Genomic DNA, 23,479 nt, shown 5'->3' with positions numbered 1-23,479 from the left:
CACTCCCGACGCCCGGTCAACCGGTCACACGAGCGGGCGGCCGTCTCGCCGGCGCCGACGGAGATCGCACAGGTACACGTTGAACGGGAACCGCCGCGCCGCCCTCGGCAGCCGTTCGACCACGAAGCCGATCCCGCGCATCAGCCGCTCGAACCGCCGCTGGTCGGCGGCCGACCACGGCAGCCGCATCTGCTCGCGGAAGCAGCCGGGCAGGAACCCCGTAGTCACGAACCGGTGAAACCGTCCGAAGAGGACGGAGAACGGGCGGGGCAGGAAGCGCAGGTCCACAATGTCCACGAGGTACGCGCGGGTGCGGTCGTCGATCTCGACCCGCTCGAGTCCCGCGGCCCAGTACTCCGCGAAGGCCGCCCGGTCGGCGGGCCACATCTCCGGCCGCACCTGCAAGGTCGTCCCCAGCACCGCGGCCTGCTCGTAGAGCCCTTCGGGTGACGGGCGGCCCATGGCCTCGAGGATGTCTTCGATCCCCCGGTACAGGCAGGCGGCCACCCACAGCTGCAACTCAGTGTCGAAGGCGTTGTAGCGAACGGGACTCTCGTCCGTCGAACGCACCCGGACGTGCGAGGTGTTCACCGCCCGCCGGTACGCGGCGCGCTCTTCATCGGTCCCGAACACGGCCACGGCGAGGTAGGTGTTGGTGGTGCGCGCGCGTTTCAGCGGATGCCGGAACAGGCTGCCGCTCTCCACCCGGCTCTCCAGCACTCCGTAGCCCACGGGCGGGCGGCCCAGCTGCATGATCACGTTCGCGCTCCCGGCCAGCAGCCCGGCCCCGAGCAGGGACTCCCTCAGCGCGTCGCCCACACCGGCACCTCCTGGGCTCCAGGGAACGCGGCTGTTTACCACATGTCAAGAGTGCGCTTGACTTCAACAGAACTTGAAGTATCACGCTGTCCCCATGAGCATCCAGACCGAACGCGCCGGCTTGCCCGATCCGACCCGTCCCGATGTCGCCGTCGTCCGGATCCGCCGCGGCGACGGCGAGCCGGACTTCGAGCCAACGCCGTGGCCCGAGGGCCTGCTGAGCTTCACCGGCTACACCAACGAAAACGGCTGGTTCAGCTACGAGCAGTGGGCCACGGAACCCGAGCCGGACGGCAGCGAGTTCCGGCTCCACCGCAGCGGCACCCGGCCGGACGCGCCGGTGCCCGGCTGCATCGTGCTCGTCTCCGTCGAGTTCGACGGCCCGGACGAGGACCGCCTGAAGCGCTGGGTGGACCTGGTGTTCGAGGCCCTCGGCGACGAGGAAACCCCGCACCCCGGCGGGATCTCCGCCCACTTCCACCTCAGCGACGACGGCACCCGCATCGCCAACTACGCCGAGTGGCGGAGCGCGGCCGACCACCTCGACGCGATCGAGTCGTCCGGGCAGGGCGCGGTCGGGAAGTCGCCCAAGTTCGAGGACGTGAAGGCATTCCCGGGGGTGGTGGGCGGCGACGTCCAGCGGTTCCGGCCCGTTGTCCACCGCACCGCCGAGCGCACGAAGGAGAGCTGAATGTTCCTGGTACTGGGTGCCACCGGTCACGTCGGCGGCGAGGTCACGCGGCAGCTGCACCAACGCGGCGAGGCCGTGCGCGCGCTCGTTCGCGATCCGGCCAAGGCGAAGGCGAAGCTGCCGGACGGCGTCGACATCGTCCAGGGCGATCTGGAGCGGCCGGACACGCTCAAGGCCGCGATGGCCGACGTCACCGGTGTTTTCCTGATGAACCGCATGGGTGAGGTCGGCGAGGCGGTCGAGGTGCTGGCCGACGCCGGGCGGCTGGTTTTCCTGTCTTCGGCCGCCGTGGTCGACGACGTGGCCGAGCAGCCCAACGTCATCGGCCGGGCCCACGCCGTGGTCGAGGACGCGATCCGCGCGTCCGGCACGAGCTGGACTTTCCTGCGCCCCGGCGGTTTCGCGACCAACACCCTCAGCTGGGCCGAACAGATCCGCGCGGGTGACGTCGTGGAGGGCGCGCACGGCGATCAGGCCCAGCCGCTGATCCACGAGGGCGACATCGCGGCGGTGGCCGTCCGCGCGCTCACCGAAGACGGCCACGACGGCGCCTGCCACCTGCTCAGCGGGCCGGCGCCGATCAGCCAGATCGACCAGGTCGCGGCCATCGGCGCCGCACTCGGCCGGCCGTTGCGCTGGGTGGACATCGGCCCGGACGAGCTGCGCCGCCGGATCGAGCCGGTGATGCCGCCCGGAATCGCCGACGTCTACCTCGGTGGGCTGGCGACCTCCGCGCCCGCGACCGGGGTGGTCGAGGCGGTCACCGGCCGGCCGGGCCGGACGTTCGCGCGGTGGGCCGCCGACCACGTGGCGGACTTCCGCTGACCGCGGGCCGGGGCCGACCGGCCGGTCTGGTCGAATACCGGGCATGGACGTGCAGCTGCGACAAGCCGAGCCCGCCGACTACGACCGGATCATCACCGTTGCCGACGAGTGGTGGGGGCGCCCGGTCAGCGCGATCCTGCCCCGGCTCTTCCTCGACCACTTCTTCCGCACCAGCCTCATCGCCGAGGAAGCCGGCTCGCTGGCCGGCTTCCTCGTCGGGCTGCTGTCGGACTCGGACCCCGAAGCCGCCTACATCCACTTCCTCGGCGTCGCACCGGAACTACGCGGCGCGGGCCTGGCGAGGAAGCTCTACAACCGGTTCTTCTCCCTCGCCGAGGCCGACGGCCGCTCGTACGTCCGGGCGGTCACCTCACCGCAGAACGCCACCTCGATCGCCTTCCACGGGGCGATGGGCTTCAGCGTCACCGGCCCGGTCGCCGGTTACGACGGGCCCGGGGTGGACCGGATCGTGTTCCACCGCAGCCTTTCCTAGCTCGTGAGTCTGCTCAGTAGACGCGGGTCACCGGATGGGGCGCGGTCCGCGGCGCGGCGCCGGTGGGCCATTCGGCGGCGCAGTGGGTGCCCGGGGCCGGGCGCGCGAGCGTCAGCAGGTAGGTGTCGATCGCGTCGCGGGCGCAGGTGCTGTTGCCGTAGTCGCCGTGGCCGGTGCCGTCGTAGGTGAGCAGCACCGTGTCCGGCAGCTGCTTCGCGACGTTCGTGGCCCATTCGTACGGGGTGGCGACGTCGTGGACGCCGTTGGTCATCAGGATCGGCGGGGCCTGCGTGACGTGCAGCCGGTGCTGCGGGTTCCGCACCGGGCCGGTCCAGCCGAGGCAGTTGGTGATGTCGGAGAAGAAGCCGCTGAAATGCGTGTGCGGCGCGAGGGCTTCGACGTTCTCCCGCAGCTTGCTCAGGCTCGCGAAGTCGCCCACCTCGGGCCAGGTCCAGTCCGAGCACCAGATGGCCTGGTAGCTGTTGCCGATCAGCTCCGCCTGGGCCGAGGCCGCCGGCGCGCCCGTCCCGGCCAGCGTCGCGAGGCGGCCCGCCAGCCCGCTCCATTGCCCGTCTGGGTGATACATGGCGCCGAACGCGTTGTCCCGCAAGGCTTCCACCGGCAGCACCTGACCGGTGCCCGGGTCGATCAGCTTGCCCGCCGACGCCTGGGCGTACAGCTTGTCCCACAGTGCCAGCACGTCCTGGCCGTGCAGCGCGCACGACGTCGTCCGGTCGCACCACGCGGCGAAGTCGGTGAACGAGTTCTCGAACGCCTTGTTCGCGGCGGTCAGGTAGCCGTCCGACTGGACGCTGTGGTCCATATTGGAGTCCAGCACCAGCGCGCGCAGCCGCGAGCCGAACAGCTCCGCGTACTGCTGGCCGATCTGCGTGCCGTACGAGACGCCGTAGAAGCTGATCTGCTCTTCCCCGAGCGCGGCGCGGATGCCGTCCATGTCGCGCACGACGCTCTCGGTGTCCACATGGGAATCCAGCCCGGCGTTGTGCTTGGCGCAGTCCTGGGCGACCGCGCCGTTGTGCGCCAGCAGGTCCGAGTACTGCTGCTTCGTCGTCGGGATCAGCTCGACCGGCTGCGACAGCACTGCCTTGTCGCACTGGATCTCGCTGCTCTGCCCGATCCCGCGCGGGTCGAAGCCGATCAGGTCGAACGAGTCCAGGATGGACTGGGAGAAGTAGTTCCCGGCCGAGGCCGAGTAGACGAAGCTGAGGCCCGAGCCACCCGGGCCGCCGGGGTTGACCAGCAGGGCTCCCTTGCGCTGCGCGGGTTTCGCCGCCTTCAGCCGGTTGATCGCGATGCCGACCTTCGCGCCGTCGGGCTGGTTCCAGTCGACCGGCAGCCCGACCGTGGCGCACTCGACGTTCTGCCCGTCCGAGCAGGGGCTCCAGTCGATTCCGGCGGCTGAAGCCGGGAGTGCGGGGACGACAAGCGCGACCGTGGCCGCGAAAACGACGGTGAGCAGTTTCCGCACGCGGGACCCTTCTGCCGGAAAAGCCGGGACCACTCCGACATTAGCGAGGGATCATCCTACTTTCGTCGGATTCACCCAGCGTCGGGTTCACGCACGGTCGTCCTGGCGAAGTCGATCAGTGCGCGGGCGGCGGGCCCGGCCGGTCCGCCGTCGCGCCAGGCGAGCGCGAGTTTGCCGCGCAGCCGGGGTCGCAGCTGCAGCGTGTGTAGCTCGGCCGCGTAATACCGCGCGAGCGACTCCGGCACCAGCGCCACGCCGAGGCCCCGGATTGCCAGCTGTGCCAGCACATCCGGGTCGCTGGCCTCGATCGTCACCCGTGCCCGCAGGCCGGCCGCGGCGAACCCGCGGTCGAGCACCCCGCGCAGGCCGGTGCCCTTGGGCAGGCAGATCAGGGACCGCTCGGCCAGTTCGGCGAACGTCACCTCGCGACGGCCGGCCAGCGCGTCCTGCGGCCCGGTGACCGCGACCAGCGCCTCGTCCAGCACGGTCTGGGTGGCCAGCCCGGCCGGCTCGCCGTCCGCGAGGCCGATCACCGCGAGGTCCAGCCGCCCGTCACGCAGCTTTTCCACCATCACGTCGGAGTTCGCCTCGGCCAGGGTGATTTCGACGCCGGGGTAACGCTCCGCGAAGCCCGCCAGGAACTCCGGCAACGCGACCGGGCCGGCCGAGGTGACGATGCCGATCGCAACCTGGCCGCGGACCAGCCCCTCGAACTCCGCGACCGTCTCGCGCACGGCGTTCACCGAAGCGAGCGCGGCGCGCGCGTGCGGCAACACGGCGGCGCCGACGTCGGTGAGCCGCACCGCGCGGCCCGACCGGTCGAACAACGGTTGCCCCAGCTCGCGTTCGAGCCGCCGGACCTGCGCGCTGACGCCGGGCTGCGCGACGTGCAACCGCGCCGCGGCCCGTGTGAAACCGGCTTCCTCCGCGACGGCGACGAAGTACTCGAGCTGGTGCAGTTCCATAAGCATTGATTCTAGACAGGGGAAGCAACATCTCTTGGACTTCTTCCAGATCCCGCGTCAGGCTGGGGACATGCTCACTTTCACCCCTGGTCAGGACGGGTACGAGACCGAGATCGCCGGCTTCCAGACCGGTGTGCCGTCGAGGCCGCGGCTGGTCGTCGGCGCGACGAACACCGGCGACGTCGCGGAGGGCGTCCGGTACGCCGCGGAGCACGGCCTGCCGGTGTCGGTGCAAGCGACCGGCCACGGCCTGCGTGAACCGGCCACCGGCGTGCTGATCTCGACGCGCCGCATGACGGGCGTCTCGATCGACCCGGCGCGCGCGGTCGCCCGGGTCGAGGCCGGCGCGACCTGGGGCGCGGTGATCGAGGCCGCGGCCGGGCACGGTTTGGCTCCGCTGAGCGGTTCGGCACCCGGCGTCGGCGTGGTCGGCTACACGCTCGGCGGCGGGTTCAGCCTGATGGGCCGCCGGCACGGCCTCGCCGCGGACCACGTGGCCGCCGCCGAGTCCGTCGCCCCGGACGGCACTCTCGGCACCGGGCTCGACGGCGTGGTGACGTCGCTGGAGTTCGGCCTGTTCCCCGTCACCACGCTCTACGGCGGCGCGCTTTCCTTCACCACGCAGGAAACCGCGCTCCGCGCTTGGCGAGACTGGACCGCGGACCTGCCGGACGCGCTGACGACGTCACTGGCCCTGGTCCCGTACCCGGACCTCCCGATGATCCCAAAACCCTTGCGCGGCAAGCACATCGCACAGATCCGCGTGGCCTACCTCGGTTCGCCGGAGGAGGGCGAACGCCTGGTCGCCCCGCTGCGCGCGCTCGGCCCGGTCATGGACACCCTCACGACGCTGCCGTTCACGAAGTCCGGCACGATCGCCGCCGAGCCGCCGAACCCGCATGCCTACGTCGGCGACAACCGGACGCTGTCCACCCTGTCCGAGGAATCCGTGGACGCCATCCTCACCACCACGGACGCCCCGGTCGTGCAGATCCTGGACCTCCTCGGCGGCGCCTACGCCCCGGGCCGCCACCTGGCCCCGAACTCCCGGTACGCGGTCCGCGCCCTGTCCGACCCCGCCGACACCTCCGGGCAGGAGAAGCTGTTCGAAGCGTTCGGGCCCGACACGACGGGACGGCTGTCGAGCTTCGTCTACGGGCAGCCGCTCTGACCGAACGCGATCAGCTTGCTCATCGGCACGTTGAGGCTGGCAGCCAGGTCGCACTGGGCCCCGCGGCCGCGGGGCCCGGCTCAGCGTCCCGGCCGGCGCGGAACCGGCCCGCACGAACTTCTGGACCATGCCCAGGAAGCGTCAGACGGCGGGCGCCAAGCCCGCGGTGACGGCGCCGACGTCGATGGTGTGACTCTCCGGCGAGGCGTCGACGTCACCGAGGCTCCACGGCACCGCGATCCGCGGGTCGCTCTGATCGCCGCGCGGCGTGGTCTCCTGCGGCGCCGTGACGTCGATCGCCAGCGGGGTCTGCTGCTGTGCGGGGGCCTCGATCGCCGTCCAGTGCAGCGGGATGTAGGCCGAGGACCCGTTGCTCAGGTGCACGGCCGGGGCCTCGGCGGGGACCTGCTGGTTCAGCAGCACGTCGTGGGCGCCGACCAGGTCGACCGGCAGCGAGGCGGGCAGCGTGCAGGTCTCGCCCGGGTTGGCGGTGAACTGGATGAAGCCCTCACGGTTGCCCGCGCCGGCCCCGCCGTAGACGAGCTTGGTGGTGAGCTGGCCGGAGGTGCAGGTGAAGTCGGTCGGCATCGCGTTCGCGGTTCCGGCGGCCAGCGCGGTCAGCCCGGCGGTGGCACCGGCGACGGCGAGGGCGGCGACAGTGCGGCGAAGAGTGTTCATCGGTTTTCCCCTCCTGCTGGGCCCGGGCGGACGCTCCGCCCGGGGCAGGCGATCCGCTGGTGATTCATTCACCTCGATCGCCTTCACAGTGGTAGATGCTCACCACCCCCGTGGGGATGCGCCGTTGTGGGATCGTCCGCACGGAGGCAACCCGAGTGCACCGCGCACGTCACGGGCCCCAAACGCCCCATTTATACTTCCGCCACCGAACCGTCGACGGGGGTCCAGCCTGTGCGCACCATGAGCCATGACGAGTACCTCGGCATGCGCAGGTTTCCCGGCCTCGACGGGCTGCGGGCGATCGCCGCGACGATCGTCGTGTTCTTCCACTTCGCCGGGCCCAAGTGGTCCTGGCTTTCGGGCTGGGTGGGCGTTTACGTCTTCTTCGTGCTGTCCGGCTTCCTGATCACCACGCTGCTGCTGCGCGAGCAGGACCGCACCGGGCGGATCTCGCTGGCGGACTTCTACCTGCGGCGGGTGTTCCGGATCCTGCCGCCGTACCTGGTGATCCTCGGCGGGATCATCGCGTTCGTGCTGCTGCGCGGGGAGTTCCTCGCCCGCGACTTCCCGCACGCGCTGAAGTACTACCTGACCTTCCTCAACGAGTTCTTCCCCGCTTCCGGCGGCAACGGCTCGGACAACTTCTTCTCCGGCTCGTGGACGCTCGGCATCGAGGAGAAGTTCTACCTGGTCTGGCCGTTCCTGCTGGTCGCGATCGGGATCGGGGCGGCCCGGCGGAAGGTCGCGCTGGTGCTGGGCGCGATGATCGTGCTGCTCGCGCTCGTGCCGCTGACCACCGACGGCTGGCTGCTGGACTTCACCCCGAGCGTCTACCGCTCCAGCATCCACTACTTCATCCTGCTCAGCGGCTGCCTGCTCGCGATCGTGCTGCACCACCGGCGCGGCTTCGCGCTCCTGCGGCCGCTGACGCACCCGGTCGCCGGCCTGGTGATCGTCGCCGGGTTCCTGGTGCTGCACACGAATCTGGACTCGCTGTGGAACGAGACCCGGCAGAACCTGCTGCTGCTCGTCGCCTACGCCGCGGCGACCATGCTGCTGCTCGTGGTCCTGCTGTCGCCGGGACCGGCGCGCTGGCTGCTGGCGACGCGGCCGATGCGGTTCGTCGGGGAGCGCTCGTACTCGCTGTACCTGCTGCAGGGGCCGGTGCACTTCGCCGTGATCCAGGCGGTGCCGTCGCTGGCGCAGAACCGGCTCGTTTCGGCCGTGACGGTGTTCGTGGTGGCGCTCGCCATCGCGGACCTGATCCACCGCTGGGTGGAGCAGCCGCTGATCGCCACCGGGAAGCGGCTGATCTCGTGGCGCCATACCCGCGGGAACGCCAAAGCCGCCCAGCCGGCGGTGGTGGAAGAGCCCCGGATCGAGGCCACCGTCGGCTGAGCGGCTGGGGGTGTTTCAGCGCTCCAGCACGAACACCGGGATGAGGCGCGTGGTCTTCTTCTCGTACTCGGCGAAGCCCTCGTTGTGGGCGACCATGCCGGCGTACAGGCGGTCGCGCTCGGCGCGGTCCTCGATCAGCTTCGCGGTCGCGTCGAACTTCTCGGTGCCGATCTCGACCTTGACCTTCGGGTTCGCGATCAGGTTGTGGTACCAGTCCGGGTTGGTGTCGGCGCCGCCCTTGGACGCGGCGATGACGTACCGGTCGCCGTCGGTGGTGTAGACGAGCGGCAGGACCCGCTCCTTGCCGCTCTTCGCGCCGGTGTGCGTGATCAGCACCATGTTCTTGCCCTCGAACATGCCACCGACCTTGCCCTCGTTCGCGTGGAACTCGTCGATGATCTGCTGGTTCCAGTCCGACATGCGTACCTCTCCCAAGTTGTTGACGTTGACAACAAACGTAGTTTGCCAGCAAAGACGAAGTCAACGAACCCGGGGCCCGGCAGCCGGCCGGTATGGTCTCCGGCTGGAGAGGTGATCGTGTGGACCCCGAGGAGAGCAAGCCCGGGCTGAGCGTGGCCGACGGGGTCCGCGAGCTGCTCCTGCTGATGCCGCGCCTGGTCGGGCGCGCGAAGCGGGCGCCGGTGCCGGCGCAGCTGGCCGACCTGTCGCTCGCGCCGCGGCACCTTTCGCTGCTCTCCTACCTGCTGTTCGACGGCCCGATGACGGTCACCGAACTCGCCGGCCGGCTGAAGGTCGCGCCGACCACGACCAGCCTGATGGTCGGCGACCTGGCGCGCCAGGGCCTGCTCGACCGCACCGAAGACCCGGGCGACCGGCGCCGCACCATCGTGAGCATCAAGGAAGACAAGCGCCGCGCCGTCGACGCCTGGCTGGCGCGCGGCGCGCAGGCCTGGGAACGCGCGCTGGCGCCGCTGACCCCCGCAGAGCGGCAGCTGGTGATCTCGACGCTGCGGGCGTACGAGCAGGACGTCGGGGACTGCTGTCCGGAAGACCGCTGACAAACGCGCGGAAATCACTGCGGCACAACGATTTCAGCCGGCCAGCCACTGCGCCTGCGGCCCGGTGCAGCGGTGCGGCCGCGGGCTGTCGTGCTGATACCACCAGGCTTCGCTGACGCGGCCGTTCGGCAGTGTGTAGCGGGGCGGGCCCGCGGCGCGGCGGAGGCCGGCGGCTTCCAGGGAGCGGCCGCTGGCGACGTTGCCGACCTCGGCTCCGGCGCGGACGCGGAACAGGCCGAGGTGCTCGTGGGCCAGCAGCAGGCCCGCGGCGAACAGGTCGCGGCCGAGGCCCTGGCCGCGGTAGCCCGGGGCGAGGTAGCCGCCGGTCTCGGGCCCGCCGTCCTCGCCGGAGTGGACGCTCACCAGCCCGGCGCACCGGCCGGCGCCGAGGTCGATCGCGACGATGTCCACCGAATGCGGGTCGGGCGTCGCCCAGTCCGGGCCGGTGCCCGGCACCACCCGCATGGCCTCCGCGCGCAGGGACTCCTCGACCACCGAATCGGGCAGCCAGCCCAGCCAGCGCTGCGCAGCCGGGTCGCTGCCGCACGCCACCGCCGCCGCGTACTCCCACGCCGTGGGGGTACGGAAAAGAAACCGGCCGAGGGCGAACGCATGCCCGCGCCGATCGCAGGTCCGCTTCGCCATCAACCGGCCACGGCGGGTCAGCCTGCCGAACAGCGGTGCTTCGGACACGTTCGCCATCTCGCGGGAAATGGTACTCGGGCGTGGATCAGGCCGGAACAATGCTCAACCCATGGACGCGAGCAGAACAGTGGGCTGGGAAGGCTTCTTCAACACCAGAGACCTCGGCGGCCTCCCGACCCGGCCGGGTCCCCTGACCAGCCATGGCGCCTTCTTCCGCTCGGCCGATCTCCGGTTCGTCACCGAAGCGGGGTGGTCCCAGGCCCGGGAAGCCGGCCTCCGGACCGTCGTCGACCTGCGCAACGCCGCCGAAATCCGGCCCACGGCGGAGTCTTCCGCCACCCCGGCGGGTTCGGCCCGGTTCACCGCGGCCGCGGGCACCACCGCCCCGTCCGGCATCACCCGCGTCGAAATCCCCCTCGACGATGTCGAAGACGTCGAGCTGTGGCAGCACATCAGCGATGAGCATCTGGACGGCAGCCCGCTCTACTACCGCGTCTTCCTCGAGCGGAAGCCCGAGCGCTGCGCCGCGCTCATCACCGCGCTCGCCCGGACAGATCCCGGCGGCGTCCTCTTCCACTGCGGGTCCGGCCGGGACCGGGCGGGCCTGGTTTCGCTGATGCTGCTGGGACTGGCCCGAGTCGAGCCCGAGGCCATCGCGGCGGACTACGAGCTGTCCACTGAGGGGGTGCGGCCCCTCTACGCCACGCTGGGCGTTGAGGACCAAGGACCGCTGATCGAGTCGATGCTCGCCGAGCACGGGACCACCAGGCGGGAAGCCGTCTTACGCACCCTCGACGGCTTCGATGCGGAGAAGTACCTGCTTGACGCCGGTGTGAGCTCCGCGGACCTGGAGAATCTCCGCAGCCGATTGGTTATGGTGAGCGGATGACGGTCGTGCCGGAGTCAACCGAGGCGGACGCCGGGCGGGCGGCCCAACCCCGGCAGCTGATCGTGTCCGTGTACGGCTTCTATCACCGCAGCGAGGGTGGCTGGCTGTCCGTGGCCGCGTTGATCGGGCTGCTCGCGGCGGTGGGGGTCGACGAGCCGGCCGTGCGCTCGTCCATCTCGCGGCTCAAGCGGCGCGGCATCCTCGAAGCGATCCGCCACGAGGCCACCGCGGGGTACGAGCTTTCCGAGACCGCGCTGGACATCCTGCGCGAGGGCGACGACCGTATCTTCCGCCGTGACCGGGCCACGGTCGCCGACGGCTGGCTGCTCGCCGTGTTCTCCGTGCCCGAGGCCGAGCGCCACAAACGGCACGTGCTGCGGACCCAGCTCGCGCGGCTGGGCTTCGGCACCGCGGCGTCCGGCGTCTGGATCGCGCCGGCGCACCTGCACCGGGTGACCGCCGAGACGCTGACGCGGCTGGGCCTGGCCGAATACGCCGACCTGTTCCGCGCCGAGCACCTGGCCTTCGGCGACCCCGCCGCCAAGGTCCGCGAATGGTGGGACCTCGACCAGCTCGACCAGCTGTACACGGCCTTCCTCGACGAGCACGCGCCCGTGCTGGAGCGCTGGCGCCGCCGCCGCGCCACGCCGGGCGACGAAGCGTTCGCCGACTACATCCGCGTGCTCACCGGCTGGCGCCGCATGCCCTACCTCGACCCGGGCCTGCCCGCCGAGCTGCTGCCCGCGGGCTGGTCCGGCATCCGCGCCGCCGAGGTGTTCTTCACGCTGCACGAGCGTCTCGAAGCCCCGGCGCGCGCGTATCTGCTGGAGACGCTCGGCGGTTGACAATTCAGCGGCTGAGGACCGCGAAGCCCTGCACCTCCACCAGCGCCTCGACGTCCCACAACCGGCTCACGCCGATGCCCGCCATCGCCGGGTATTCCTTGCCCACCAAGCGTTTCCACACCTGGCCGATCTCGCGCGCGTGCGCCTTGTAGTCGTCCATGTCGACGAGGTAGATCGTCACGCTGCAGAGGTCGGCCGGTTCGCCGCCGGCCGCGCGCAGCGACGTCAGCAGGTTGCCGAGCGCGCGTTCGAACTGCTCGACCACCCCCTCGCCGACGATCTTGTTGCCCGCGTCCAGCGCGGTCTGCCCGGCGAGGAAAACCACCCGGCCCTCGGCGGCCACGGCGTGCGAGAAGCCCGACGGACGGCCCAGCTCGGGCGGGTTGAAACGCTCCATGCGGCCGAGCCTAACCCATCTATCGCATTCTTGACGATCGTAGGGCAGACGACATATCCTCATCGTCGTGCGGATATCGGTTCTCGGCGGCGGCCCGGCGGGCCTGTACTTCGCCGCCCTCGCGAAGCAGCTCGGGCCCGGGCACGAGATCACGGTCTGGGAGCGCAACGCGCCGGACGACACGTTCGGCTTCGGCGTGGTGTTCTCCGACGAGACGCTCGGCGGCATCGAGCACGCCGACGCGGGCGTGCACGAGGCGATGAGCCGCGAGTTCGCGCGCTGGGACGACATCGACGTGCACTACCGCGGGACGGTCACCACCTCCGGCGGGCACGGGTTCGCCGCGATGAGCCGCAAACGGCTGCTCGCGATCCTGCAGCAGCGCTGCCGGGAGCTGGGCGTCGACGTCCGCTTCCGCACCGGCGCGCCGGACGTGGCCGAGCTGTCCCGCGAGTACGACCTGGTGGTGGCGGCCGACGGCGTGAACTCCGCGGCCCGCACACGGTTCGCCGAGTCCTTCGCGCCGACCGTCGAAACCCGCCGCTGCCGTTACATCTGGCTCGGCACCGACCTGGTTTTCGACGCCTTCAAGTTCCACGTCCTCGAAACCCCGCACGGGATCATGCAGATCCACGGCTACCCGTACGGCCGCGAGGGCAGCACGTTCATCCTGGAGCTGCACGAGGACGTCTGGCAGCGCGCGTTCGCGCCGATCGCCGCGACGGACCTGGCGCCGGGCGAGAGCGACGAGAAGTCCATCGCGCTGATCCGCGAGCTGTGCGCCGAGGTGCTCGACGGGCACCGGGTGCTGGCCAACAACTCGAAGTGGGGCACCTTCGGCACGGTGCGCTGCGAGCGCTGGGTGCACGAGAACGTCGTGCTGCTGGGCGATGCCGCGCACACCGCGCACTTTTCCATCGGCTCCGGCACGAAGCTGGCGATGGAGGACGCCCTCGCGCTGGCCGCGTGCCTGCACGAGCAGCCGTCGGTGCCTGAAGCTCTCACCGCGTACGAGGAGGAGCGGCGCCCGGTGGTCGCGTCCACGCAGCGCGCGGCGCAGGCAAGCCTGGAGTGGTTCGAGAACCTGGCGCAGTACACGCACCAGGCGCCGGAGCAGTTCGCGTTCAACCTGCTCACGCGCAGCCGCCGCGTCACCTACGACAATCTGAAACTGCGTGACCGCGAATTCGCCGCGGCGCTGGACGAATGGCTCGCCGGCACGCTCGGCACCGCCGTGGCGCCGCCGATGTTCCAGCCGGTGCGGATCGGCGAGCTGGAACTGCCGAACCGCATTGTCGTTTCGCCGATGGACATGTACTCGGCCGAAGACGGGGTGCCCGGTGAGTTCCACCTGGTGCACCTGGGCGGCAAGGCACTCGGCGGCGCCGGGCTGGTGATGTCCGAGATGATCTGCGTTTCGGCCGAGGGCCGGATCACGCTGGGCTGCCCCGGGCTCTACACCGAAGAGCAGGAACGCGCGTGGGCCCGCGTCGTCGACTTCGTGCACGGTCGGACGCCGGCGAAGATCGGGCTGCAGCTGGGCCATTCCGGGCGGAAGGGCGCCACGAAACTGATGTGGGACGGCATGGACGACCCGCTGCCGGAAGGCGGCTGGGAGGTCTGCGGACCGTCGCCGCTGCCGTACCGAGTGGACAGTCAGACGCCGCGCGAGCTGAGCGTCGACGAGCTGGCGGAGATCCGTGCACAGTTCGTGGCCGCTGCCCACCGAGCCGCGCGGGCCGGGTTCGACCTGCTGGAGCTGCACTGCGCGCACGGCTACCTGCTGTCGTCGTTCCTCTCGCCGCTGACCAACCACCGGACCGATGAATACGGCGGCTCCCCGGAAAACCGGCTCCGATTCCCGCTGGAGGTGTTCGACGCCGTCCGCGCGGTGTGGCCGGCCGAGCGGCCGATGACGGTCCGCATCTCGGCCACCGATTGGCACGACGGCGGGATCGGCGCCGACGAGGCCGTCGCGATCGCGCGCGCCTTCGCCGAGCACGGGGCCGCCGCGATCGACGTGTCCACCGGCCAGGTGGTGAGCGAGGAGCGGCCGCAGTTCGGGCGCAGCTACCAGACCCCGTACGCCGACCGGATCCGCAACGAGGTGGGGTTACCACACGGGATGGCGGTGATCGCCGTCGGCGCCATCTCCTCCTACGACGACGTGAACTCGCTGATCCTGGCCGGGCGCGCCGATCTGTGCGCGATCGGCCGCAGCCACCTCTACGATCCACAGTGGACGCTGCACGCGGCGGCGGAGCAGGATTACGCGATGCCGTGGCCGAAGCCGTGGGCCGCGGGAAAGCGCAAGCCGCAGACCGGCCGCACGGACGGGCCCGAGCCGCGGCTGGAACTGGTCCGCACCGGCGGCCACCACACCGCCCATGCCCGCTGGCGACCGGGAAGTGACCGATGAACGCCTTCGCCCTGTCCGCCGAGCAGCGCGCTTTTGCCGGCTCGGTCAAGGAAATCGCCGCGGAGCAGCTGCGCCCGCTCGCCGAGGCCGGTGAGGAGGGCGCGGTGAACCGGCCGCTGCTCAAGGCGATGGGCTCGCTGGGCCTGCTCGCGCGGCTGTTCCCGGGCGTCGAAAGCGGGAGCCCGGCGCGTCAGGCCGCGGCGACGGACCTGTGCCTGCTGCGGGAGGCGCTGGCTACGCAGAGCACCGAGGCGGAGACGGCGCTCGCGTTGCAGGGATTGGGAAGTTACCCCGTTCTCCAGTCCGGAATGGACGAACAAGTCCGGCGCTGGCTGCCCGCGGTGGCGGCGGGTGACGCCGTCGCGGCGTTCGCGCTGACGGAGCCGGACGCGGGCTCCGACGCGGCCGCGCTGAGCCTCGCCGCCGAGCCCGACGGCGACGGCTGGCGCCTCACCGGCGAGAAGATGTGGATCTCGAACGCGCCGGAAGCGGACTTCTACACCGTTTTCGCGCGCACGACGCCGGACGCGGGCTCCCGTGGTGTCAGCGCGTTTGTCGTCCCCGGCGACCGCGCGGGCCTGTCCGGCGAGCACCTCGACCTGGTGAGCCCGCATCCGATCGGCACGCTGACGTTCGACGGCGTGCGGGTGCACCGCGAAGAGCTGCTGGGTGAGGAGAACCGCGGCTTCGCCGTCGCGATGCGGACGCTGGACCTGTTCCGGCCGAGCGTCGGCGCGTTCGCCGTCGGCATGGCGCAGGCGGCCCTCGACGCGACGGTCGAGTACACCGGGCAGCGCGTCGCTTTTGGCGGCCCGCTGGCGAAGCAGCAGACGGTGGCGCACACCCTCGCCGAGATGGCGACCCGTACCGAGGCTTCGCGCCTGCTCGTCTACGCGGCCGCTTCGGCGTACGACGCGGGCGAGCAGAACCTCAGTGGGCGCGCAGCCATGGCTAAGCTGTTCGCCACCGAGTCCGCTCAGTACGTCGTGGACGCGGCCGTGCAGCTGCACGGCGCGCGGGCGTTGCGGCGCGGGCACTTGCTGGAGCACCTTTACCGCGAGGTCCGCGCGCCGCGCATCTACGAAGGCGCGTCGGAAATCCAGCGGACGATCATCGCGCGGTCACTGCGCTGACGGCTCAGCGCTCGCCGAGGAGGTCGAGCAGTGCCTTGGCCGAGGTGATGGCCTGGTCCACGGTGTCGTCGGTGTACATCTGCTCGATGAAGAAGTGCTCGAAGCCGAGTTCTTCGGCGACGCGCTTGATGTCGTCGACGATCGTCTGCGGGGCGTCGCCCTTCGCGGGGTTGACCCGGACGATCGCCTCGATCGCCTTCGGGTCGCGACCGGCCTCGACCGCGGCTTTCTCGACGATCGCCCGCTGGCCGCGGAGCCCGTCGATGTCGGGCTGCCCCGGCATCAGGATCGGCAGCCAGCCGTCGGCGCGACGGCCGACCCGCTGGAGCCCGGCCTCGGAGAACGCCCCGAGGTAGATCGGCGGCCGGGGCCGCTGGACCGGCTTGAGGTTCGCGTGGTGGCGGGGCACGGTGACCAGCTTGCCCTGGTACTCGGCCGGGTCGGTGGTCCAGATGGCCTCGAGCGCGTCCAGCGTCTCGTCCAGCCGCTTGCCGCGCTGCCGGAACTCCAGCCCCACGGATTCGTACTCCTCGGGCGACCAGCCGACGCCGAGGCCGGGCAGCAGCCGCCCGCCGCTGACCACGTCGACCGTGGTCAGCGCCCGCGCGAGCACGACCGGCGGATACCAGGTGGCGACCAGCACGTGGGTGCCGAGCCGCACCCGCTCGGTGGCCCCGGCGGCGACGCCGAGCAGGGTGAACGGGTCGAGCGCGGAGTTGAACTCCTCGGGGATGGTGTCCATCATCCCGCCGTAGCCGACCCGCGGGTCCACGGCCGCGAACAGCCGGTCGCCGACCCACAGGCTGTCCGCGCCCGCCGCCTCGAGTTCGCGGGCGAACCGGGCGGTCTGCCCGGCGTCCGAGGCCAGCCTGGCGTACTGCGGAATGCTGAAACCGATTTTCATGAAAGTCGTTTCCTTCTCCGGCGAGCTTGCTGCGGATGTCACCTCGAAGCTATGACCCGGCCGCCGGGACGGCCATCCGTCCCGGCGAAGCGTGCCCGAACCCCACCTCGGCAGGGGCCCGGAGTACCACGGGTTCCGTCGTCGGAGATAGCCCGCCTCGCCGTCGCGGATGACGACGGCAGCCCGTACCGGCTGGTGGACCTGCGGGGTTCAGCGCGCGCTGAGCTTCTTCGGCTTGCGGTCCAGCCAAAGCTGGGCCCCGATCAGCGCGACCGTCCAGCTCACCCAGGCCGCGATCGCGGCCACCGACTGCATGAACGCGACCTCGCTGCCGCCGAAGGTGGAGCCGATCTGCGGCTCCAGCACGAGGACGGCGATCGGCGAGATGAGCCGGTTCAGGATGATGGACATCGTCAGCGCGAAGCTGCGCACCATCCACCGGCGGTGGTCGCCGAAGCGGCGTTCGCGGGCGGCGCGCCAGCCGGCCCAGGTGACGCCGAGCCAGAGCACCGCGAGCATCACGTCGCTGGCCCGGGTGGCGGGGCCGAAGGGGCTGTCCGCGCCGATGGTCAGCGCCATCAGCCCGGACGGGAGCACCCCGGCGAACACGTACGCCCGCCCGGCATAGCGGTGCACCTGCGGGAACCGGCGCCGGACCCACGGCCACACCTGCACCAGCGCGCCGATCATCGCGATCGACCCGAACAACACGTGCGCCACCAGGAACCAGTAGTGCGCGGCGAACCCCTCCGGCGCCGGAACCCGCGACTGCGCCGGGTCGAACGCCAGATACGGCGGCAGCGAGTAGGCCAGGAAGGCGACCACGACCAGCCCCAACGGCCCGACCCACGGGCGTCGCCACCACGGCCGCCTCGGCTCCGTCGCCCGAGCCGGCTCCACTCGCGGTGGTCGTAGGTCTGTCCCCGCCGTCATGCTCGCCACGCTCCCTCTGCCCCAGGTGGTTGCTCCTGACCGTGACGACGTTAGGGGCCGATAGGGGTGGCCAACCATGGTGCGCGCCTGCGTTCCGGGGGTGGGGAAAGCCTTACCCTCGGACGGGTGGATCTTGGGCGACCGGGTTGACGCGGACCGTCCGGGTGCGGCCGCCTGCCTCCGGAACAGTGAAAAAGGGCGCCCCGAAGGACGCCCTTCTCCACCCACCTCCCCCGAGGGTCAGGAGCCGCGGACTCGGCGGACCGTGTCGCGGTAGTAGTAGCCGCTCTGTTTGATCGTGCGTTGCTGCGTCTCGTAATCCACGCGTACGAGGCCGAAGCGCTTCGCGTACCCGTACGCCCATTCGAAGTTGTCCAGCAGTGACCAGGCGAAGTACCCGCGGATGTCGGCGCCCTGCTGGCGAGCCGCGGCGACCGCGGCCAGGTGCGAGGCCAGGTAGGCGGTGCGGCCCTCATCGGCCACGAAACCGGACTCGTCCGGCTCGTCGTCGAAGGCGGAGCCGTTTTCCGTGATGAAAATGGGCAGACCAGGGTAGTCGCGGCCGATGCGGGTGAGCAGCTCGGTGAACTTGCCCGGCAGGATCTCCCAGCCCATGGCCGTGGTCGGCTCGCCGAACGGGATCGGGCGCTGCGCCGGGAAGCCGTCCTCGCCGACGGCGCTGCCCTGCTCGTCGACGCCGGAGTACTGCTGGCCGAAGTAGTAGTTCACGCCGAGGAAGTCCAGCGGCGTCGAGATCACCGAAAGGTCGCCGTCCTCGATCGGCAGGGCGGCGCCGCGCACCGCGATATCGGAGAGCACGTCGGACGGGTAACGGCCGTGCACCAGCGGGTCCAGGTAGATCCGCACGCCCATGCCGTCGGCGTTGCGGGCCGCTTCGCGATCCGCGAGGCTGTCCGACGCCGCGTCGGACGTGCCCATGTTCAGCGTGATGCCGAACTGCGTGCCCTCGGGCGCCGCCGCGCGCATCCGCTGCGTCGCCAGTCCGTGGCCGAGCAGCAGGTGGTGGACGGCCCGCACGCCGGCGCCGAAGTCACGGTGGCCCGGCGCCATCACCCCGTGCACGTAACCGTGCATCGCGGAGCACCACGGCTCGTTCAGCGTGGTCCAATGCTTGACGCGGTCGGACAGGCGGTCGAAGACCAGCATCGAGTAGTCGGCGAAGCGGTACGCGGTGTCACGCGAAGGCCAGCCGCCCGCGTCCTCCAGCTCCTGCGGCAGGTCCCAGTGGTACAGCGTGAGCCACGGGGCGAGGTCCTTCTCCAGCAGCTCGTCGACGAGCCGGTCGTAGAACGCCATCCCGGCCTCGTTGACCGGGCCCTTGCCGCCGGGCTGGATCCGCGGCCACGCCACGGAGAACCGGTACGTGTCGGCGCCGAGTTCCTTGATCAGCCCGACGTCCTCGGGCATCCGGTGGTAGTGGTCGCACGCGACGTCGCCGTTGTCGTTGTTGTCGATGGCCGACGGCACCCGGCAGAAAGTGTCCCAAATGGACGGTGTGCGGCCGTCCTCGGCCACCGCGCCCTCGATCTGGTACGCCGCGGTCGCCACCCCCCACCGGAAGTCCTGGGGCAGCGAGTCGATCAACGCCTGCTGCTCACGGGTCGCAGCGTCGGTGGTCTCGGTCAACGGTTCTCCTTCTCTACGACTACGACAGCGACAACGTGGCGGTGGCGTCGTCCTCGGCCGGGTGCAGCCAGCACGCGACGGTCCGCGTGGTGTCGTCCCGGTCGGCGGGCGCGCCCAGCACCGGCACGTGGCCGGCGCACGGCTCGAACGCGTGCGGGCACCGCGGCGCGAACGCGCAGCCCAGCGGCAGCGACCGCTGGTCGGGCGGCGAACCGGGGATGCCGGTCAGCTCGCGGCGCGGGCCGCGCAGGGCGGGGAACGAGTGCAGCAGGCCGTCGCTGTACGGGTGCAGCGCGTCGCGGTAGAGGTCCACGCCGCGGGCCTGCTCCACGATCCGCCCGCCGTACATGATCGCGATCCGGTCCGAGAACTCCACCAGCAGTGAGAGGTCGTGCGTGATGAACAGGACCGAGAAGCCCAGCCGCTCCCGCAGTTCCACCAGCTGCGCGAGGATCTGCCGCTGCATCACCACGTCGAGCGCCGTGGTGGGCTCGTCCATGATGACCACCCGCGGCTCCAGCGCCAGCGCCATCGCGATCATCACGCGCTGGCGCATGCCGCCGGAGAGCTGGTGCGGGTACGCGTCGAGGCGGTCGGCCGCGATGCCCACCAGGCGCAGCAGCTCACGCGCCCGCGCCAGCCGCGACGCCCGCGTGCTGCGCGGGTCGTGCGCCTTGATCACGTCCATCAGCTGCGTCGAGACCTTGTGCACCGGGTTGAGCGAGTTCATCGCGCCCTGGAACACGATCGACGTCTCCGCCCAGCGGAAGTCGCGCAGCTGCTTGGGCGTGAGCTGCAAGACGTCGTACGGCTCGCCGTCGTCGGGGTGGTAGATCACCTCGCCGCCGCGGATCACGCCGGGCGGCGGCAGCAGCCGGGTCAGGCCGTAGGCCAAAGTGGACTTCCCGCTGCCGCTCTCCCCGGCCAGCCCGAGCACCTCGCCGCGGTGCAGCGTCAGGTGCACGTCCTGCACGGCGTGCACGGCTTCGGCGCCCACGCCGTAGTCGACGTCGAGGCCCTTGATCTCCAGTACGGGTTCGTTCATGGTTTCTCCCGGCCGAGCACCGGCGTGAAGCCGACGCGCAGGCGCACCGTCTTGCCCGCCGCGTTTTTCGCCTTGGTCTTGCCGCCCGAGCGCAGCCGCGGGCTGACGAACTCGTCGATGCCGAAGTTGAGCAGTGAGAGCGCGGTGCCGAGGATCGCGATCGCCAGCCCGGCCGGCACGAACCACCACCAGGCGCCCTGCGCCAGCGCCTGCTGGCTCTGCGCCCAGAACAGGATCGTGCCCCAGTTCCACTCCGAGAAGCTGGAGACGCCGACAAACGCCAGCGTGATCTCCGACATCACCGCGAACACCACCGTGCCGACGAAGCTCGAAGCGATCACCGCGGTCAGGTTGGGCAGGATCTCGAAGAAGATGATCCGCCACGTCGACTCGCCGCTCGCGCGCGCCGCCTCGACGTATTCCCTTCTGCGCAAGGAAAGCGTCTGCGCCCGCAGGATCCGCGCGCCCCACGCCCACGAGGTGAAGCCGATGATGACGGCCACCAGGTAGTCGCCGCCGCTGGGCAGCGCCGTGCCGATGATGATGATCAGCGGCAGCGCCGGGATCACCAGGAACACGTTGGACAGCGCGGAAAGCCCCTCGCCCGCGCTCCCGCCGAGGTACCCCGAGGTGACGCCGACGAGCACGGCCAGGATCGTCGCCACGATCCCGGCGGTCAGCCCCACCAGCATCACGCTGCGGGTGCCGACGATCACCTGGCTGAAGATGTCCTGGCCGAGGTGCGTGGTGCCGAACCAGTGCTTGCCGGACGGCGATTCGAGCAGGTCGTTGCTGCGCGCCGACGGGTCGAACGGCGCGATCCACGGCCCGATGATCGCGATCACCACGAAAAAGGCCAGGACGATCAGGCCGGTGAGCGTCTTGCCGCCGGTGAGGAACCGGAACCGGCGGCGTTTCGCGGCGGGCCCGGCGATCGCCTCGGCCGGCAGCGGCGCGACGGCCTTGAAGTCGGCTGCGGGGAGTGCCATTCAGCCCTCCTTCCGGGTGCGCGGGTCGAGCACGAGGTACGCGACGTCGGCGAGCAGGTTCGCCACCAGCACGGACAGCGTGATGATCAGGAAGATGCCCTGCATCAGCGGGTAGTCCTGCGAGCCGACCGCCTGGAACAGCTCGTAGCCGACGCCGGGGTAGGAGAACACGATCTCCACCAGCAGCGTGCCGCCGACGATGAAACCCAGCGCCAGCGCGAAACCGGAGACGCTCGGCAGCAGCGCGTTGCGCGCCGCGTAACTCACCATCACCCGGCGTTCCTTGAGGCCCTTGGCGTGCGCGACGGTGATGTAGTCCTCCGAAGCGACCGTCACCATCATGTTGCGCATGCCGAGGATCCAGCTGCCCATCGAGCTGATCAGGATGGTCAGCGCGGGCAGCAGGCTGTGCTGGACCGCGCTGCCGATGAACGTGCCGTCCCAGCCGGGCACCAGCCCCGGGTCGTAACCGCCGGACGACGGGAAGAAGCTGCCCGGGCCGGCCAGCAGGGTGATCGCGATCAGGCCGAGCCAGAAGTACGGCACCGAGGACAGGAACGTGGTGACCGGCAGCAGGCCGTCCACCCAGGACCCGCGCTTCCAGCCCGCCACCACGCCGAGCGAGGTGCCGATCAGGAAGCCGACCACCGTGGTGATGCCGACCAGGATGATCGTCCACGGCAGACTGTCGCCGATCACCGACGTGACCGGCGTCGGGAAGAAGGTGAACGACAGCCCGAGGTCGCCGCGGAACAGCTGCGCCCAGTAGTGGAAGTACTGGGTGATCAGGCTTTCGTTCTTGTCCAGTCCGAAAAGGACATACAACGACTGGATCGCGTCCGCGCTCAGGTTGCCCTGGTTCTTCGTGATCAGCGACTGCACCGGGTCACCGGGGATCAGCCGCGGGATGAAGAAGTTGATCGTGACGGCGGCCCACGCGGTGAACACGTAGAAGCCGAGCCGCTGGAGCAGGTACCTCACGGCGTCACCGCCGAGTCGTACAGCCAGCACGCGGCCCAGTGGCCGGGGCTGTCGTCCACCTCGAAGCGCGGCGGCAGGTCCGTCTCGCACCGTTGCATAGCGGCCGGGCAACGCGGGTGGAACCGGCAGCCGGACGGCGGCGCGATCAGGCTCGGCGGCTCGCCGGCGCCCTTCTCCTCCGGCACCTCGCCGGGTTCCTTGCCGGTGCCCGGGTCCAGCCGGTCCGGGTCGGGCGCGGATTCGATGAGCAGCCGCGTGTACGGGTGGGCGGGCGACTGCGTGACGGTCTCGCTGTCCCCGCCCTCGACCATGCGGCCCGCGTACATCACCAACGTGTCGTCGGCGAAGTAACGCGCCGAGGCGATGTCGTGGGTGATGTAGAGGATCGCCAGGTGCAGCCGTTCCTTGAGGTCCCGCAACAGGTTCAGCACGCCGAGCCGGATCGAAACGTCCAACATGGACACCGGCTCGTCGGCCAGCAGCGCCTCCGGGTCCGCGCCGAGCGCCCGCGCGATCGCGACGCGCTGCCGCTGGCCACCGGACAGCTCGTGCGGGAACTTGTCGACATAACGCTCCGGCGGGGTCAGCTGCACCCGCGTGAGGAGGTCGTGCAGAGCCTGTTCGACGTCCTCGCCCGCGCGATCGTGGATCTTCAGCGCGCGGGTCAGGTGGTAGCGCACGGTGTGCACCGGGTTCAGCGACGCGAACGGGTCCTGGAAGATCATCTGGACCTGCCGGCAGTACGCCCGGAAAGCCTTGCCGCCCTTGACAGTCACCGACTTCCCGTGCAACCGGATGTCACCGCCGGTGCGGGGGTAGAGCTGCGCCAGCAGCCGCGCGACGGTCGACTTGCCCGAGCCCGACTCGCCGACCAGCGCGGTCACCCGGCCGCGGCGCAGGACCAGGTCGACGTCGTCGACCGCCCGCACGCTGCGCTTGGTGCCGGTGAGCAGGTCCCGGCCGCGCTTGCGGACGGCGAAGTGCTTGGTCAGCCCGGACGCCTCGAGCACCACGTCGTCCGGGGCGGCCGCCCCCGCCGTAGCGGGGGCGGCTTCCCGGTCGGCCACAGCTTGTTCCGTGGCGACGGTGTTCTCTTCCGCCATA

At 70.8% G+C, this 23,479-nt stretch carries 24 protein-coding genes; 10 read left to right on the top strand and 14 right to left on the bottom strand.

Going from position 1 to position 23,479, the window contains the following annotated elements; all coding sequences use genetic code 11:
- Window positions 1–24: 24 nt before the first annotated feature.
- Window positions 25–819 (bottom strand): oxygenase MpaB family protein, encoded by a 795-nt coding sequence (locus tag BMY97_RS15170; RefSeq protein ID WP_245787320.1) that lies wholly within the window; start codon window positions 817–819, stop codon window positions 25–27.
- A 94-nt stretch (window positions 820–913) separates the two neighbouring features.
- Here BMY97_RS15170 and BMY97_RS15165 point away from each other — a divergent pair, with 94 nt between their 5' ends.
- From BMY97_RS15165 to BMY97_RS15155, 3 genes are read left to right on the top strand one after another with little or no spacing between them, the layout of a single operon-like run.
- Complete coding sequence (locus BMY97_RS15165; RefSeq protein ID WP_091617440.1) at window positions 914–1,510, top strand: antibiotic biosynthesis monooxygenase; 597 nt, start codon at window positions 914–916, stop codon at window positions 1,508–1,510.
- Window positions 1,511–2,335: an NAD(P)H-binding protein gene (locus BMY97_RS15160; protein ID WP_091617439.1), complete on the top strand. Its 825-nt coding sequence runs from the start codon at window positions 1,511–1,513 to the stop codon at window positions 2,333–2,335.
- 43 nt (window positions 2,336–2,378) lie between these two features.
- Window positions 2,379–2,828: a GNAT family N-acetyltransferase gene (locus BMY97_RS15155; RefSeq protein WP_091617438.1), complete on the top strand. Its 450-nt coding sequence runs from the start codon at window positions 2,379–2,381 to the stop codon at window positions 2,826–2,828.
- A 13-nt stretch (window positions 2,829–2,841) separates the two neighbouring features.
- On the opposite strand, the gene BMY97_RS15150 is transcribed toward BMY97_RS15155, so the two are convergent.
- Both BMY97_RS15150 and BMY97_RS15145 read right to left on the bottom strand, forming a co-directional pair.
- Window positions 2,842–4,317 (bottom strand): alpha/beta fold hydrolase, encoded by a 1,476-nt coding sequence (locus tag BMY97_RS15150; protein ID WP_177231347.1) that lies wholly within the window; start codon window positions 4,315–4,317, stop codon window positions 2,842–2,844.
- 71 nt (window positions 4,318–4,388) lie between these two features.
- Window positions 4,389–5,282, bottom strand: coding sequence for a LysR family transcriptional regulator (locus BMY97_RS15145; protein WP_091617436.1), 894 nt, complete (start codon window positions 5,280–5,282; stop codon window positions 4,389–4,391).
- A 70-nt stretch (window positions 5,283–5,352) separates the two neighbouring features.
- Here BMY97_RS15145 and BMY97_RS15140 point away from each other — a divergent pair, with 70 nt between their 5' ends.
- Entirely contained in the window at window positions 5,353–6,453 is a 1,101-nt protein-coding gene (locus BMY97_RS15140; RefSeq protein WP_091617535.1) for an FAD-binding oxidoreductase, read from the top strand.
- A gap of 141 nt (window positions 6,454–6,594) precedes the next feature.
- Here the strand turns inward: BMY97_RS15140 and BMY97_RS15135 are convergent, their stop codons facing one another.
- Window positions 6,595–7,131 carry a DUF4232 domain-containing protein gene (locus tag BMY97_RS15135; RefSeq protein ID WP_091617435.1) on the bottom strand — a complete coding sequence of 179 codons (537 nt, stop codon included), beginning with the start codon at window positions 7,129–7,131 and terminating at the stop codon, window positions 6,595–6,597.
- 240 nt (window positions 7,132–7,371) lie between these two features.
- Here BMY97_RS15135 and BMY97_RS15130 point away from each other — a divergent pair, with 240 nt between their 5' ends.
- Complete coding sequence (locus BMY97_RS15130) at window positions 7,372–8,529, top strand: acyltransferase family protein (RefSeq protein WP_177231346.1); 1,158 nt, start codon at window positions 7,372–7,374, stop codon at window positions 8,527–8,529.
- Window positions 8,530–8,544: 15 nt separating this feature from the next.
- Here BMY97_RS15130 and BMY97_RS15125 read toward each other — a convergent pair whose 3' ends face one another.
- A complete protein-coding gene (locus tag BMY97_RS15125; protein ID WP_091617433.1) occupies window positions 8,545–8,949 on the bottom strand; it encodes a nitroreductase family deazaflavin-dependent oxidoreductase in 405 nt (134 codons plus the stop codon).
- Between the two features lie 185 nt (window positions 8,950–9,134).
- Between BMY97_RS15125 and BMY97_RS15120 the strand changes: the two genes are divergently transcribed.
- The gene (locus BMY97_RS15120) at window positions 9,135–9,548 is read left to right on the top strand and encodes a MarR family winged helix-turn-helix transcriptional regulator (protein WP_245787328.1); all 414 of its coding nucleotides are present in this window, start codon (window positions 9,135–9,137) and stop codon (window positions 9,546–9,548) included.
- A 33-nt stretch (window positions 9,549–9,581) separates the two neighbouring features.
- On the opposite strand, the gene BMY97_RS15115 is transcribed toward BMY97_RS15120, so the two are convergent.
- Window positions 9,582–10,250, bottom strand: coding sequence for a GNAT family N-acetyltransferase (locus BMY97_RS15115; RefSeq protein WP_091617431.1), 669 nt, complete (start codon window positions 10,248–10,250; stop codon window positions 9,582–9,584).
- Window positions 10,251–10,302: 52 nt separating this feature from the next.
- On the opposite strand from BMY97_RS15115, the gene BMY97_RS15110 reads away from it, so the two are divergent.
- Both BMY97_RS15110 and BMY97_RS15105 read left to right on the top strand, forming a co-directional pair.
- The gene (locus tag BMY97_RS15110) at window positions 10,303–11,082 is read left to right on the top strand and encodes a tyrosine-protein phosphatase (protein ID WP_091617430.1); all 780 of its coding nucleotides are present in this window, start codon (window positions 10,303–10,305) and stop codon (window positions 11,080–11,082) included.
- Window positions 11,079–11,927 (top strand): PaaX family transcriptional regulator, encoded by an 849-nt coding sequence (locus tag BMY97_RS15105; protein WP_091617429.1) that lies wholly within the window; start codon window positions 11,079–11,081, stop codon window positions 11,925–11,927. Before BMY97_RS15110 ends, BMY97_RS15105 begins: the two co-directional genes overlap by 4 nt.
- Window positions 11,928–11,931: 4 nt before the next feature.
- On the opposite strand, the gene BMY97_RS15100 is transcribed toward BMY97_RS15105, so the two are convergent.
- Window positions 11,932–12,324: a RidA family protein gene (locus BMY97_RS15100; RefSeq protein ID WP_091617428.1), complete on the bottom strand. Its 393-nt coding sequence runs from the start codon at window positions 12,322–12,324 to the stop codon at window positions 11,932–11,934.
- 67 nt (window positions 12,325–12,391) lie between these two features.
- Here BMY97_RS15100 and BMY97_RS15095 point away from each other — a divergent pair, with 67 nt between their 5' ends.
- Together BMY97_RS15095 and BMY97_RS15090 are read left to right on the top strand one after the other, a co-directional pair.
- Window positions 12,392–14,743 carry a bifunctional salicylyl-CoA 5-hydroxylase/oxidoreductase gene (locus BMY97_RS15095; protein WP_091617427.1) on the top strand — a complete coding sequence of 784 codons (2,352 nt, stop codon included), beginning with the start codon at window positions 12,392–12,394 and terminating at the stop codon, window positions 14,741–14,743.
- On the top strand, window positions 14,740–15,876 hold the full coding sequence (locus BMY97_RS15090; RefSeq protein WP_091617426.1) for an acyl-CoA dehydrogenase family protein: 1,137 nt from the start codon (window positions 14,740–14,742) through the stop codon (window positions 15,874–15,876). Before BMY97_RS15095 ends, BMY97_RS15090 begins: the two co-directional genes overlap by 4 nt.
- 4 nt (window positions 15,877–15,880) lie before the next feature.
- Here the strand turns inward: BMY97_RS15090 and BMY97_RS15085 are convergent, their stop codons facing one another.
- The 7 genes from BMY97_RS15085 to BMY97_RS15055 form a co-directional block, all read right to left on the bottom strand.
- Entirely contained in the window at window positions 15,881–16,780 is a 900-nt protein-coding gene (locus BMY97_RS15085) for a TIGR03619 family F420-dependent LLM class oxidoreductase (protein ID WP_091617425.1), read from the bottom strand.
- Between the two features lie 210 nt (window positions 16,781–16,990).
- Complete coding sequence (locus tag BMY97_RS15080) at window positions 16,991–17,713, bottom strand: DUF2306 domain-containing protein (protein ID WP_091617424.1); 723 nt, start codon at window positions 17,711–17,713, stop codon at window positions 16,991–16,993.
- A 240-nt stretch (window positions 17,714–17,953) separates the two neighbouring features.
- Window positions 17,954–19,360: a GH1 family beta-glucosidase gene (locus tag BMY97_RS15075; RefSeq protein WP_091617423.1), complete on the bottom strand. Its 1,407-nt coding sequence runs from the start codon at window positions 19,358–19,360 to the stop codon at window positions 17,954–17,956.
- Window positions 19,361–19,379: 19 nt separating this feature from the next.
- A complete protein-coding gene (locus tag BMY97_RS15070; protein WP_091617422.1) occupies window positions 19,380–20,405 on the bottom strand; it encodes an ABC transporter ATP-binding protein in 1,026 nt (341 codons plus the stop codon).
- Window positions 20,402–21,394, bottom strand: a complete 993-nt coding sequence (locus tag BMY97_RS15065) for an ABC transporter permease (protein ID WP_091617421.1) — start codon at window positions 21,392–21,394, stop codon at window positions 20,402–20,404. Before BMY97_RS15065 ends, BMY97_RS15070 begins: the two co-directional genes overlap by 4 nt.
- Window positions 21,395–22,375 carry an ABC transporter permease gene (locus BMY97_RS15060; RefSeq protein ID WP_091617420.1) on the bottom strand — a complete coding sequence of 327 codons (981 nt, stop codon included), beginning with the start codon at window positions 22,373–22,375 and terminating at the stop codon, window positions 21,395–21,397.
- Window positions 22,372–23,478: an ABC transporter ATP-binding protein gene (locus BMY97_RS15055; RefSeq protein ID WP_091617419.1), complete on the bottom strand. Its 1,107-nt coding sequence runs from the start codon at window positions 23,476–23,478 to the stop codon at window positions 22,372–22,374. Before BMY97_RS15055 ends, BMY97_RS15060 begins: the two co-directional genes overlap by 4 nt.
- Between the last annotated feature and the right edge of the window lies 1 nt (window position 23,479).

Source organism: Amycolatopsis saalfeldensis (genome assembly GCF_900110575.1).
In the GTDB taxonomy this organism is placed as follows: domain Bacteria; phylum Actinomycetota; class Actinomycetes; order Mycobacteriales; family Pseudonocardiaceae; genus Amycolatopsis; species Amycolatopsis saalfeldensis.
This window is presented reverse-complemented; position numbering and strand designations above follow the sequence as displayed.